At 66.5% G+C, this 13,530-nt stretch carries 10 protein-coding genes; 6 read left to right on the top strand and 4 right to left on the bottom strand.

Annotated features, from left to right (window positions below):
* Nucleotides 1-130: 130 nt before the first annotated feature.
* Nucleotides 131-808, bottom strand: a complete 678-nt coding sequence (gene cmk, locus AC13GF_RS14080; RefSeq protein WP_483005009.1) for a (d)CMP kinase — start codon at nucleotides 806-808, stop codon at nucleotides 131-133.
* A gap of 197 nt (nucleotides 809-1,005) precedes the next feature.
* Here cmk and ykgO point away from each other — a divergent pair, with 197 nt between their 5' ends.
* From ykgO to AC13GF_RS14050, 6 genes are all read left to right on the top strand, one after another.
* Nucleotides 1,006-1,131 carry a type B 50S ribosomal protein L36 gene (ykgO, locus tag AC13GF_RS14075; RefSeq protein WP_005409283.1) on the top strand — a complete coding sequence of 42 codons (126 nt, stop codon included), beginning with the start codon at nucleotides 1,006-1,008 and terminating at the stop codon, nucleotides 1,129-1,131.
* 176 nt (nucleotides 1,132-1,307) lie between these two features.
* A complete protein-coding gene (locus AC13GF_RS14070; protein WP_227837998.1) occupies nucleotides 1,308-1,607 on the top strand; it encodes a hypothetical protein in 300 nt (99 codons plus the stop codon).
* Between the two features lie 39 nt (nucleotides 1,608-1,646).
* On the top strand, nucleotides 1,647-2,684 hold the full coding sequence (locus AC13GF_RS14065) for an agmatine deiminase family protein (protein ID WP_483005008.1): 1,038 nt from the start codon (nucleotides 1,647-1,649) through the stop codon (nucleotides 2,682-2,684).
* 161 nt (nucleotides 2,685-2,845) lie between these two features.
* Complete coding sequence (locus AC13GF_RS14060) at nucleotides 2,846-3,733, top strand: carbon-nitrogen hydrolase (RefSeq protein WP_005409280.1); 888 nt, start codon at nucleotides 2,846-2,848, stop codon at nucleotides 3,731-3,733.
* Between the two features lie 14 nt (nucleotides 3,734-3,747).
* On the top strand, nucleotides 3,748-4,278 hold the full coding sequence (locus AC13GF_RS14055; RefSeq protein WP_483005007.1) for a GNAT family N-acetyltransferase: 531 nt from the start codon (nucleotides 3,748-3,750) through the stop codon (nucleotides 4,276-4,278).
* Nucleotides 4,279-4,282: 4 nt separating this feature from the next.
* Nucleotides 4,283-5,503 (top strand): TraB/GumN family protein, encoded by a 1,221-nt coding sequence (locus tag AC13GF_RS14050; RefSeq protein WP_478057143.1) that lies wholly within the window; start codon nucleotides 4,283-4,285, stop codon nucleotides 5,501-5,503.
* Between the two features lie 141 nt (nucleotides 5,504-5,644).
* Here AC13GF_RS14050 and AC13GF_RS14045 read toward each other — a convergent pair whose 3' ends face one another.
* Genes AC13GF_RS14045 through AC13GF_RS14035 form a run of 3 tightly spaced genes read right to left on the bottom strand, consistent with a single transcriptional unit; the run spans nucleotide 5,645 to nucleotide 13,397 of the window.
* The gene (locus AC13GF_RS14045) at nucleotides 5,645-8,731 is read right to left on the bottom strand and encodes an efflux RND transporter permease subunit (RefSeq protein ID WP_483005006.1); all 3,087 of its coding nucleotides are present in this window, start codon (nucleotides 8,729-8,731) and stop codon (nucleotides 5,645-5,647) included.
* Entirely contained in the window at nucleotides 8,728-12,249 is a 3,522-nt protein-coding gene (locus AC13GF_RS14040; protein ID WP_483005005.1) for an efflux RND transporter permease subunit, read from the bottom strand. Before AC13GF_RS14040 ends, AC13GF_RS14045 begins: the two co-directional genes overlap by 4 nt.
* The gene (locus AC13GF_RS14035; protein ID WP_483005004.1) at nucleotides 12,246-13,397 is read right to left on the bottom strand and encodes an efflux RND transporter periplasmic adaptor subunit; all 1,152 of its coding nucleotides are present in this window, start codon (nucleotides 13,395-13,397) and stop codon (nucleotides 12,246-12,248) included. The genes AC13GF_RS14040 and AC13GF_RS14035 overlap by 4 nt, the downstream gene beginning before the upstream one ends.
* Nucleotides 13,398-13,530 lie beyond the last annotated feature (133 nt).

Here is a 13,530-nt window from a genome sequence, read left to right as displayed (position 1 = left end):
TGGTCGACCCCGGAAACGCAGGTCGTGTGTAGTAGGAAAACCGCCACGCATCATTGCGCGACGGAGCTGGTACAGCACTGCTATGCGCGACCACCGCCGATGCTGCTGGCAGTGCTCCCGCGCGAACGGATCAGGCAGCCGGAACCGGAAGCAGATCCATCACTCTGGCAACGACATCATCGATGCCGATGCCTGTGGTGTCGATGAGGACAGCATCGTCTGCCGGCTTCAGGGGCGCCACGGTACGCTGAGCGTCACGGGCGTCGCGGGCCATGATCTCGCGCAGGAGGTCATCAAAGTTAACAGAAACCCCCTTGTCTTTCAACTGCTTATGCCGGCGCTCGGCGCGCTCCTCGGCACTGGCGGTCAGGAAGACCTTGTAGGGGGCGTCCTTGAAGATCACCGTGCCCATGTCGCGGCCATCGGCAACCAGGCCGGGCAGCTCCCTGAATGCGCGCTGGCGCTCCTTCAGGGCGGCGCGGACCTCGGGAATGGCGGCAATGGCCGAGGCCAGCGCACCGGTGGTCTCCAGGCGCAGCTCGTCAGTGGCATCGGTGCCGTTCACCATGACCCGCATGGCATCGCCCTGCTCGACAAACTGAACGTGGGTATCGAAGGTGCAGCGGACCAGTGCCGAGGCATCGGAGGTATCGATGTCGGCCCAGCTTGCGGCCACGCCCACCGCCCGGTACAGCGCGCCCGAATCCAGGTAATGCCAGCCCATCCGGCGCGCGATGATGCGGCTGATGGTACCCTTGCCAGCCCCTGAAGGGCCGTCGATGGTCAGGACGGGAGCGAGTGGATTCATGGGGTTCCCAGAGCGTGTGAAGGGGTCATTCTAGCCCCTGTCAGACGCCCCCAATGGGATCTTTTGTGCAACCACTTGAAACCATGAGGAAAAGCCCGGTAGAATGGCGGGCTTGAACGAGCGTCAACTGCCGATTGTCTTTCGCATATCGCGGCCACGCTCCACCCGAACAACTACTGTTTACGCCGAGGTATGCCATGAAAGTCCTGTCCTCCCTGAAGTCGGCGAAGGCCCGTCACCGTGACTGCAAGGTCGTGCGTCGTCGTGGCAAGATCTTCGTCATCTGCAAGTCGAACCCGCGTTTCAAGGCGCGTCAGCGCTAAGCCCAACAGCCTTCGCGGCTGCGGCTGGCCCTACGCGGGGCCGACCCGATGCAAAAAGCCGCCTTCGGGCGGTTTTTTGTTTATGCGGCTTTTTCCTGCCGTTTTTGCTGTAATCGCCTTTCTTGACCACTGGGGAGTAGATCGAGATGAAGCGTTACCTGTCCGCCCTGGCCGTGATGGCCACCCTGGCCGCCGCCACGCCGGCGCTGGCCGATACCCTGCTTGTCGACCGTGCCCGAGAGAAGCCGGCCGGCGCCCTGCCCGTGCGCGGCCAGAGCATGCAGCAGGTGCAGGCGCAGTTCGGCGCGCCGAGCGAGCAGCTGCAGCCGCGTGGCGGGCAGAAGCGGCAATGGCCGACCATCAACCGCTGGGTGTACCCGCAGTTCACCGTCTACTTCGAGAAGCAGAAGGTGATCGACGTGGTGGCCAACCAGGCGGACCCGAACGAAATCGGCCCGAAACCGCCGATCCGTTGATCCCTTTACCCGCCGTGGGCGGGCCTGTGTAGCGAGACCATGAACCAGACCCTTCGTTTTCCTGCCGAGTGGGAAGCCCAGAGCGGCGTCCTGATTGCCTGGCCCACCGCCGACACCGACTGGGCTGACCGCCTGGGCCAGGTGGAAGAGACCTACATCGCCCTGGTCGCGGCCATCACCCGCTTCCAGCCGGTGCTGATCTGCGTGGCCGACGATGACGTGGAGACCTACGCCGAGATGCGGCTGCGCTCCAACCGCATCGACATGGACAAGGTCCACTTCACCACGGCGGCCTACGACGATACCTGGCTGCGCGACTCCGGCCCGATCACCCTGCGCCGTGCCGACGGCGGGTTCCAGTTGCTGGATTTCCGCTTCACCGGCTGGGGCGGCAAGTTCGACGCCACCCTGGATGACCAGCTGGTGGGCGCGCTCGACCAGGCCGGCGTGTTCAACGATGCGCCGGTGCGCAGCATTCCGTTCGCCCTGGAAGGCGGCGGCATCGAAACCGACGGCGAAGGCACCCTGCTGACCACCTGGAAGTGCCTGCACGAGCGCCATCCGGACCGCGACCGCGCCAGCCTGAGCGCCGACCTGGCCGACTGGCTGCAGCAGGACCGCGTGCTGTGGCTGGACCACGGCTACCTGGAAGGCGACGACACCGACGCGCATATCGACACCCTCGCCCGCTTCGCCTCGGCTGACAGCATCGTCTACCAGGCCTGCGACGACGAGAGCGACTCGCACTACGCCGAACTGCAGGCGATGGGCAACGAGCTTGCGGCGCTGCGTACCAAGGATGGCCAGCCGTATCGCCTGTTCCCGCTGCCGTGGGCACAGCCGGTGATCGACGAAGGCCGCCGCCTGGCTGCGTCGTACGCGAACTACCTGATCGTCAATGGCGCAGTGCTGATGCCGGCCTACGGCGATCCGGCCGACGACCTGGCCCGCGATGTGCTGGCGCAGGCGCACCCGGGCCGTGAGATCGTGCAGGTGCCCTGCCGTTCGCTGATCTGGCAGAACGGCAGCCTGCACTGCATCACCATGCAGCTGCCGGCAGGGTTGCTGAAGGCATGACGGTAGTGCCGGCCGCTGGCCGGCAACCCTGCACTGCCTGATGGATTGACGGGGTTGCCGGCCAACGGCCGGCACTACCGATCGCACCCATTCAGCGCGCGACACGCCGTCGCCGCCCATCCGCGCTAACATGCTGGTTTTCCCCCGCAGGAACGCCCCGCATGAACTCGCGCAGCCCCCTTACCGTCGCCCTGATCCAGGAGCGCAACCACGGTGATGCCGCCGCCAACCTGGCGGTGATCGAAGCACGCGTGGCCGAGGCGGCTGCACAGGGTGCCAAGCTGGTGCTGCTGCAGGAACTGCATAACGGTCCGTACTTCTGCCAGCACGAATCGGTGGACGAATTCGACCTGGCCGAACCGATTCCGGGCCCGAGCACCGAGCGCCTGGGCGCGCTGGCGAAGAAGCATGGCGTGGTGCTGGTCGGCTCGCTGTTCGAGCGCCGCGCTGCCGGCCTGTACCACAACACCGCGGTGGTGTTCGAGAAGGACGGTACGCTGCTCGGCAAGTACCGCAAGATGCACATCCCGGACGATCCGGGCTTCTACGAGAAGTTCTACTTCACCCCGGGCGACATCGGCTTCAAGCCGATCGATACCTCGGTCGGTCGCCTTGGCGTGCTGGTGTGCTGGGACCAGTGGTACCCGGAAGCGGCGCGCCTGATGGCGCTGGCCGGTGCCGAGCTGCTGCTCTACCCGACCGCGATCGGCTGGGACCCGGACGACGTGCAGGACGAGAAGACCCGCCAGCGCGACGCCTGGGTGCTGAGCCACCGCGGCCACGCCGTGGCCAACGGCCTGCCGGTGCTGAGCTGCAACCGCGTCGGCCACGAGGCCTCGCCGCTGGGCGCGTCGGGCATCCAGTTCTGGGGCAACAGCCACGTGCTGGGCCCGCAGGGCGAGTTCCTGGCCGAAGCCGGCACCGACGCCACCGTGCTGCTGTGCGATGTCGACCTGCAGCGCAGCGAGCACGTGCGCCGCATCTGGCCGTTCCTGCGCGACCGTCGCATCGACGCGTACGGTGACCTGCTCAAGCGCTACATCGACTGAGCCGGAGCCCGCGCATGGCCGTCCTCATCCGTGATGCCGGCCCGGCCGACATCGCCGCGATCACCGCGATCTACGCGGTGGAAGTGACCGACTTCGTCAACACTTACGAGTACGACATCCCGGACGCGACCGAGATGCTGCGCCGCATGCGTGACATCATCGACCGCGGCTTCCCCTACCTGGTTGCCGAGATCGACGGCCAGGTCGCCGGCTATGCCTACGCCAACACTTACCGCACCCGCGTTGCCTACCAGTGGACCGTGGAGAACTCGGTCTACGTCGATGCTGCGTTCCAGGGCAAAGGCGTGGGCACCGGCCTGCTGCAGGCGTTGATCGATGCCTGCGTGGCGCGTGGCTACCGGCAGATGGTGGCCGTGATCGGCGAACCGACCAACACCGCCTCCATCAAGCTGCACGAACGCTTCGGCTTCGAGCTGGTCGGCGTGTTCCGTGGCCTCGGCCGCAAGCATGGCCGCTGGCTGGATACCGTGCAGATGCAGCGCGCGCTCGGCGATGGCGCCGACACCGCACCTTCCAATGAATGAACCCATGACCGAAACCCTTCCCGAGACCGGCGACGACCTGTTCGCCGGCCAGCCGGTGCGCGTCGTCGAACGCGACGGCGTGCGCTACACCCTGCTGGGCACCGCCCACGTCTCCCGCGCCAGCGTCGAGGCGGTGGAAAAGGCCATCGACAGCGGCCGCTTCGATGCGGTGGCCGTTGAACTGGACCCGCAACGCCTGCAGGCGCTGAGCGATCCGGACACGCTGGCCAAGCTCGACCTGGTCGAGGTGATCCGCAAGGGCCGCGTCGCCCTGTTCGCCGCCAACCTGGCCCTGTCCGCCTACCAGCGCCGCCTGGCCGAACAGCTCGACATCGAGCCCGGCGCGGAGCTGAAACGCGCGGTGGAACTGGCGCGCGAACGCAACCTGCCGGTGCACCTGATCGACCGCGAGGTTGGCCTGACCTTCCGTCGCGCCTCGCAGCGGCTGGGCTTCTTCGGCAAGCTGAAGCTGGTTGCCGGTCTCGGCGCCGGCCTGTTCTCGTCCGAGGAAGTGGGCGAGAACGAGATCGAGAAGCTCAAGCAGGGCGACATGCTGGAGTCGAGCTTCGGCGAGTTCGCCAGCGAGAGCCCGGCGCTGTACGAGACCATCATCGGCGAGCGCGACCGCTACATGGCCACGCGCCTGCGCGAGGAACACGACCCACACCAGCGCGAAGTGCTGGCCGTGGTCGGCGCCGGCCATCTGGCTGGTCTGGCACGCTACCTGGAAACCGACACCGAGGCACCGGCACCGCTGCGCGCCGAGCTGGAAGCGGTGCCGAAGAAGCGCAACATTCCGTGGTTCACGCTGGGCATCCTGGCGATCGTGGCGACCGGTATCGGCGTGGGCTTCTACCGCGGCGGGCTGGGCGTGGGCACCGAGCTGCTGGCGACCTGGGCGATGTATACCGGCGGCCTGGCGGGCCTGGGCTGCCTGCTGGCCGGCGGTCACCCGCTGAGCATCCTGACTGCGATCGCAGTGGCCCCGTTCAAGCCGTTCCGCTTGAGCATCCCGACCGGCGCGTTCTCGGCGCTGGTGGAAGCACGCCTGCGCAAACCGGCGTACGAAGACTTCCTGAAGCTGCGCGACGATGCGCAGAGCCTGAAGGGCTGGTATCGCAATCGGGTCACGCGCGTGGTGCTGACTTTCATGCTGACCAACATCGGCAGCATGCTCGGCCTGTGGCTGACCACGTTCAAGGTGTGGGGCAAGGTCGCCGGTTGATTGCTTTGTGTAGCGTCGAGCCATGCTCGACTGCGCTCTGGTGGGTGCCAACCTTGGTTGGCGCCGCCATGCCCAGAAAAAAAAGGGGGAGGCCGCCCCACTACGACCGGCCTCCCCCACACCACAACACGTTGACGTGCATTACAGCCGGGCAGCGCCCGGCTCTACCATCTCCAGGCCACGCGCACGGCGGATCAGCCGCGTGACGGCGGTTCGCAGGTCATCCAGCACCGCATAGATCGTCGGCAGGAACAGCAGGCTGACCACGGTCGAGAACGCCAGGCCGCCGGCAATCGCGCGCGCCATCGGCGCGTACTCCGGGCCATTGCCGAACATCTGCGTATTGGTCAGCGAGATCGGCACCATCGCCAGGATCGCCGTGCCCATGGTCATCATGATTGGCCGCAATCGCTCGCGTGAGCCTTCCACCAGTGCCTGGGTACGGCCCATGCCGCCGCGCCGCAGGTTGTTTATGTGCTCGATCATCACGATGCCGTTGTTCACCACCACACCCATCAGCACCAGGATGCCGATGAAGGACATGATCCCGAACGAGGTACCGGTGATCCAGAACAGCCAGAACACGCCGAAGATCGAGAACAGCACGCCACTCATGATTGCCGCCGGGAACAGCAGCGATTCGAACACCGCCGCCATCACCACGTAGATCATCACCAGCGCGATCAGCAGGTTGAACACCATCTGCTGCATCGCTTCGTCGTCGTTGCCGTAGTCGCCGCCATCGAAGGTGAAGCCATAGCCGGCCGGGAAGTTCATCGGCTTGAGCACGGACTCCATCGCCTTGCGGCCATCCGGCGCGGTGACCTTCTCGGCCAGGTTGGCCTTGATGGTCAGCGTAGTCTGGCGGTTGGTGCGGCCGATCTGGGTGGCCGACGAACCAACGTCGACAGTGACCAGGCTCAGCAGTGGCACGCTGCGGCCGTCACCGGTGCGCACGCTGAAACCGGCCAGGTCTTCCGGGCTGCTCTGCTCGGCGCCGGCGAAGCGCACCCATACCGGCACTTCGTTGTCGCCGCGGCGGAACTCGCGCATCGGCGCACCGCGCAGGGCCATCCCGACGAAGCTGGCCACCTGCTCGGCGTTGAATCCGAACGCGGCGGCACGCTCGCGGTCGACGCGCACCTTCAGCTCGCCGCCCTTCTCACCATTGTCGATGCGCACATCGCGCAGCTCGGCACGCTGCGCCAGCAGCGGCACCACTTCCTGGCCGATCTCCTGCAGCATCGAACTGGAGTCGCCCACCAGCTGCACCTGCACGCCCTGGTTGCCGCCACCACCGCCGTCGCCGCCCTGGTTGCCGACGAAGTAGTCGGTGCGGGCCGACTTCGGCAGGCCCTTGCGCAGTTCTTCCTGCAGCGCCTTGATGTCCTTGGCGTACTTCTCGTCCAGGGTGACCACGGTGGAGCTGCCTTCCTGCTCGCTGTACCAGGAATACACCTGCTTCACGTGCAGGCGTTCGCGGTTCTGGTCGATCCAGCTCTCCACCCGTGCCACTTCCTCGGACATCTGCCGGTAGGTGTAGGCGCCCTTCCACATGTAGCCGATGAAGATGTCCTTGCCGCCGTCACCACCGAACATGTCGACCTTGGTCAGCTTCATCGGCACCAGGCTGACCAGCACCACCAGCACGATGCCGAGCAGGCTCCAGCCACGATGGCGCAGCGACCAGTCCAGCAGTGTCGCGTAGCGGCGCTGCAGGCGCGCGATCATGCCGGTCTGCGAGTGCACCAGTTTGGGCGTAGCCATGCGCGCGGACAGCATCGGGATCAGGCTGACCGCGACCAGCCACGAGGCCAGCAGCGAGACCGAGATGGTGATCGCGATCTGCGCCATGAAGATGCTGATGTTGTTGGTCTCGCCAAACAGGTTCGGCACGAACACGATGCAGTGGCACAGCGTGCCGGCGCTGAGCGCAATGGCCACGTTGCGGGTACCGATGATCGAAGCCAGCCGCGGCTGCCCCGGCAGGCGCTCGCGCTCCTGGTAGATGCTCTCCACCACCACCACGGCATTATCGACCAGCATGCCCACCGCCAGCAGCAGGCCCATCATGGTCAGGATGTTCAGCGTCACCCCCACGAAGTACATGAAGCCCAGGGTGATGGTGAAGCAGATCGGAATGGCCAGGGTCACCATCAGCGTTGATGGCCAGTGGCGCAGGAAGAAGAACAGCACCGTCACCGACAGGATCAGGCCGACGCCACCGGCCTCGGCCAGTTCCAGCAGCGAGGAGGTCACCGCCTTGCCCTGGTTGTCGATCACCTTGATCTGCACATCGCGCATCGACGGCTCCGCGCGGATCGATTCGACCTCGGCCAGCGCCGCCCGCGACACCTCGACCAGGTTGGCGCTGCGCTCCTTGAAGATGTCCAGGCCGACGGCCGGGTTGCCGTCCAGGCGACGCCCGTAATTCATCCGCGCCGGCTTCAGGCGCACGTCGGCGATGTCGCCCAGGCGCAGGCCCTTGGCGTTGATCACCAGGTCGCGCATTTCCTGCAGGTCGGTGATCTCGCCCACCGGCTGCACGCGCACGCGCTGGCCGTTGTCATCGATCTGTCCGGCCGAGATCGAGAAGTTCAACGTGCGCAGGCGGTCACTCAACTCGTTGATGCTCAGCCCGTGCGCATTGAGCCGGTTCGGATCGATGGCGATCTCCACCTCGTTCGGCGGCGCACCGGTGATGTCGACGCGGGCCACGCCGGGGATGCGCTCGATGCGCCGCTTGAACTCGCGGTCGAGCATGTCGTAGGCGGTGGTCAGGTCGGTGGTGCTGGCCAGGCGCACCTTCAGCACCGGCTGGTCGCTGCTGGACCACTTGAACACGTTGTAGCGTTGCAGGTCGTCGGGCAGGTCGCTGCGGATCGCGTCGATACGCTCGCGCGCGTCGGAGGCGGCAATGGCGATGTCGCGGTCCCAGTCGCTGAACTCGATGAAGATCAGGGCGGCCTCGGAGGTGGCCGACGAGCGCATGCGCTTGATGCCGGTCATCGTCGCCAGCGATTCCTCCACCGGGCGGATGATGGTCCGCTCCACTTCCTCCGGGGTTGAACCGGTATACGGAATCTGCACGAACAGGAACGGCGCGGAGATGTCCGGCAGCGCCTCCAGCGGCAGCCGGAACGAAGCGATCAGGCCGATCACCACCAGTGACACGAAGCACATGATGGTGGTGACCGGGCGGCGGATGGAGAACTCGGCAACACTCATGCCGGTTCCTCCGTGCCCGCCGCGCTGCCTGCTGCGCCCGGCTCGATTTCGCCGGCGTGCTTGCGGCCGCGCTCACGGTAGTAGGCATCGCCGCGACGATCCATCAGGTCGTAGACCACCGGGATCACCAGCAGCGTCAACAGGGTCGACACCAGCAGGCCGCCGATCACGGTGATCGCCATCGGTGCACGCACTTCAGCGCCCTCGCCCATCGCCACCGCCAGCGGCAGGAAGCCGAACAGCGTGCACAGCGTGGTCATGATGATCGGCCGCAGGCGCGAGCGCGCACCTTCCACCAGTGCTTCGTGCTTGGCCACGCCGGCCTCGCGCAGCTGGTTGACCTTGTCGATCAGGATGATCGCGTTCTTGGTGACCAGGCCGACCAGCAGGATCAGGCCGATGAACACCACCACCGAGATGGGCTTGCCGGTCAGCATCAGCGCCAGGATCGCGCCGACCAGCGCCAGCGGGATGGTGAACAGGATCACGAACGGATGCAGCAGCGACTCGAACTGCGAAGCCATCACCAGGTAGACCAGGAAGATCGCCAGGCCGAAGGCAAAGATCAGCGACGTCGCCGCCTGTGCCAGTTCCTCGCCCTGGCCGCCAATGTGCAGGCCGACGCCCGCGCCCAGTGGCTGCTCGGCCACCATCTGCTGCACTTCACGCATAGCCGCGCCGAGATCGATATCGCGCAGGTTGGCCGACACCACCGCGACGCGGGTCTGGTCGGCACGATGGATCTCGCTGGGGCCAGTGGTGGCAACCACGTCAGCCACCGCGTCCAGGGTGACCGGCCGGGTGCTGCCCGGATTGACGATCAGCCGACGGATGCTTTCCACGCTGGCACGATCACCTTCCTGCGCACGCACCAGCACGTCGATCTTGCGGTCACGGAAGCTGTAGCGGGTGGCCACGTCGCCGCGCACCTTCTTCACCACCACATCGGCGATCTGGCGGGTGGTCAGGCCCAGCGCACCGGCGCGCTCCTGGTCGAAGCGGATCTGGATTTCCGGGAAGCCCTCTTCCACTGTCGACTTCACATCGGCGTAGTGCGCGTTGCCGCGCAGCATCGCCGCCAGCCGCTGGCCGGCTACTTCGAGCGTCGCCATGTCCTGCCCGCGCAGTTCGATTTCCAGCGGCGTGGAGAAGCTGAACAGCGCCGGCCGCGCGAAGTCGACCTGTGCACCCGGATGCTGGCCCATGGTGTCACGCAGGCGCTCGGTGATCTCCGCTTCGGTGCGCGCGTTGCCGCCGCCTTCCATCACCACGGTCAGCTTGCCGATGTTCTCGCCGCTTTCAGTCGGGCTGGCATCCAGGCGGGTGCCGCTGCCACTGACGCCGTACAGCGAAGCCACGCCTTCACCCTTGCCATGCGCCAGCTGCAGCTCGCGCACCAGCGCATCGGTCTGCTTCAGCGGCGTGCCGGCCGGCAGCTTCACCGTCATCTCGAAACGGTCCTGCGCCAACTGCGGGATCAGGTCGGCACCGAGCATCGGCACCAGCGCCATGGTCGCCACGAAAATGATCGAGGCCACGCCCAGCACTTTGCCCGGATGCGCCAGCGCACTCGGCAGCAGTCGCAGGTAACCGCGCTCGGCACCGGCATAAGGCTTCATCGCCAGATCGCTGGCCTTGCGCATCACCGGGCCGACCACCGCCACCACGCCACGCCACGCCCGCACGACCAGCCAGGCCAGCGCATAGAAGGTCCAGCGCGCGGTCGCCACGGCGCCACGACGGCCCAGCGCAACCGGCTTCTGCCAGCGGTTCTGCGGTTGCCACGGTTCGTTCGGTGCCTCTTCCGGGAACGCCAGCGGCGGCCGTCCCTTCAGCGAGCTCAGCATCGGAATCAGGGTCATCGACACCAGCAGCGAGATCGCGATGGCGATCGCCACGGTCAGTGCCTGGTCGCGGAACAGCTGGCCGGCGATGCCGTCGACGAACACCAGCGGCAGGAACACCGCGATGGTGGTCAGGGTCGAGGCGACCACCGCCATGCTCACTTCGCGGGTACCGGTGATGGCCGCCTGCAGGATGCCCAGGCCACGCTCGCGGGCCTTGGCGATGCTCTCCAGCACCACGATCGAGTCGTCCACCACCAGGCCGGTGGCCAGCGCCAGGCCGCCCAGCGACATCACGTTCAAGCTGAGGCCGAGCTGGCCCATGAAGAAGAACGTGGCGATGATCGAGACCGGCAGCGACAGGCTGATCACGAACGTGCTCCAGCCATCACGCAGGAACAGGAAGATGATCAGGATCGCCAGCAGGCCACCGATCACCGCATCCTTCTTGACGTCGGCAATGGCGTGCTCGATGAAGCGCGACTGGTCCTCGATGGTGGTCATCTCGACGTCGGACGGGAACGTGCCCTTGATCTGTTCCAGGCGCTTGCGCAGCGCTTCGGCGGTGGACACGGTATTGGCGTCGCCTTCCTTGTAGATCGCCAGTTCCACCGATTCCTTGCCGCCCAGGCGGATCACCGCTTCGCGCTCCTTGTAGCCCTGGCGCACGGTGGCCACGTCCTTCAGGCGCACCGGTACACCGTTGGCGACCACGCTGGAGCCACCACCGGACGATGCGCTCTGCGCCGCCGAAGCCGCCGCGATGGCTGCCGCCGAACCGGTCGACGCGGCGATGTTGAACATCTGCTGCAACGCCGAGTCGGCCGCACTGCCGTTCGACGCCTGGGTGGTGACCAGCAGGTTGCGGATCTCCTCCAGATCGGCGAACTGATTGACGGTACGCACCAGGAAGCGCTGCGAACCCTCCTCCAGGCGACCGCCGGAGATGTTGATGTTCTCGTCCTTCAGGCGCTTGATGACGGTGTCGATCGGCAGGTTCAACTGGGCCAGCTTCTGCTGGTCGATGTCGACCTGGATCTCATCTTCCAGGCCGCCACCGACCTTGACCGCAGCCACGCCGGTAACCGGCTCCAGCTTCTTCTTCAGGTCTTCATCGGCATAGCGGCGCAGGCCGGTCAGCTCGCGGATCGCATCGGCATCGCTGGCCGGTGCGGTCTTGCTGGACAGCACCAGGCGCATGATCGGCTCGGTGGACGGATTGAAGCGCAGCAGCACCGGGGCCTTGGCCTCCAGTGGCAGGTTCAGCGCTTCCATCTTGTCGCGCACCTCCAGGCTGGCCTGGTCCATGTTGGTGCCCCAGGCAAACTCCAGCACCACATCGCTCTGGCCGGTACGCGAGACTGACTTCAGCTTGCGCAGGTTCTTGACCACGCCGACCGCTTCTTCGACCGGCTGGGTGATCAGGGTTTCGATTTCGGTCGGCGCCGCACCGGTGTACTCGGTGCGCACGGTCAGCGTCGGATAGCTCAGGTCCGGCAGCAGATTGACCTTGAGGTTGCCCAAGGCGATCAGGCCGAACAGCAGCAGCGTGACCGTGCACATGGCGATGGTCACGCGGCGGCGGGTGGCGAATTCCACCAGGCCGCCGCGCAGGCCGGCGGCGGCGCCGTCGCTCGCCGGCGAGGCACCGTGGTCGTGGCCCGGGGCGGTCATTGCTTGCTCCCGGCCTTGTCTGCCGGCTTGGCGGCCGCTGCGACCGTCTTCGCCTTTGCCTTCGGATCGGCGATCACCTGCACTGCGGTGCCGTCGCGCAGGGCGACCTTGCCGGCGGTGACCACCTGATCACCGGCCGCCAGGCCATCACGGATCTCCACCCACGGGCCCTCGGCGTAACCCAGCTTGACCGGAACGCGTGCGACCTTGCCTTCGCGCACCCGGAACACCGCCGGCTCACCGTCGTCGAGCAGCGCCAGGCGCGGCACCACCAGCGCATCGGCACGCTGGTCGTAATCGATGCGGATGCGCCCGAACATGCCGGGCTGCAGCGCGTGCGCGGCGCCATCGAAAGCACTGACCACGCGAAACGTGCCGCTGCCAGAGTCCACCACCGGCGCGATGCGGTCGACGGTGCCGGTGAAGCTCTGGCCCTGCAGCGCGTCGGCGGCCAGGGTCACCGGCTGTCCCGCGCGCAGGGTGGCCAGCTCACGCTCGGGCACGTTGAGGGTGGCTTCCAGCCGAGAGTTGTCGACGATGCGGAAGATCGGCGTGTTGATCTGCACGAAGTTGCCGGTCTTGATCGAGCGCGAGGCGATCACGCCGGAGATCGGTGCCACGACGGTGGTGTAGGACAGTTCCAGCGTGGCCAGGCGGTACTGCGCGCGGACGTTCTCCAGGTCGTAGCGCAGTTGGTCGACATCGGCGGCGCTGACCATCTGCTGGCCGACCAGCTTCTGTGCACGCTGGTAGTTGTTTTCCAGCTTGCGCATCTGCGCTTCGCTCTGCGCTACGGCCAGGCGCGCGCGGTCCGGGTCCAGGCGCACCAGCGGCTGGCCGGCGGTGACCCGCTGGCCTTCCTCAACCAGCACCGCCAGCGCCACGCCGGAGGTCTTGGCCACCACCTGCGACTCGGCGCGCGGTTCCAGCGCAGCGGTACCGGTGTAGCTGGCCGCGACGGCACGGTGGCTGGCCACGGCCACTTCGACCGGGACCGCATCGACCTTCTTCTCCTCCTTGGTCTCGGCAGCCTTGGCTTCGGAATTGGGCCCTGCGGCGCAACCGCCCAGCAGCAGGGAGGTGGAGATCAGCAGTGCGGCAGCGCAGATTCCGCTGCGGCGGCCGGACAGGAAGGTTGGGTGCGACATCGTCAGATCCCTGGAGGATGCGTGGACAGGTGTGGTAGCAAAGTAATGCACCACTTCACGGCAACACCATATCCCAAAGGTCATGGTGCCTTCGTGCCACTGGTCGGCCCGCCCCCCATTTCAGCTAGATGAA

The sequence above is a fragment of the Stenotrophomonas sp. 22LJNL06-5-1 genome (assembly GCF_056861455.1).
The sequence above is the reverse complement of the archived record's forward strand: the minus strand, read 5'-3'. Positions and strand labels throughout refer to the sequence as shown.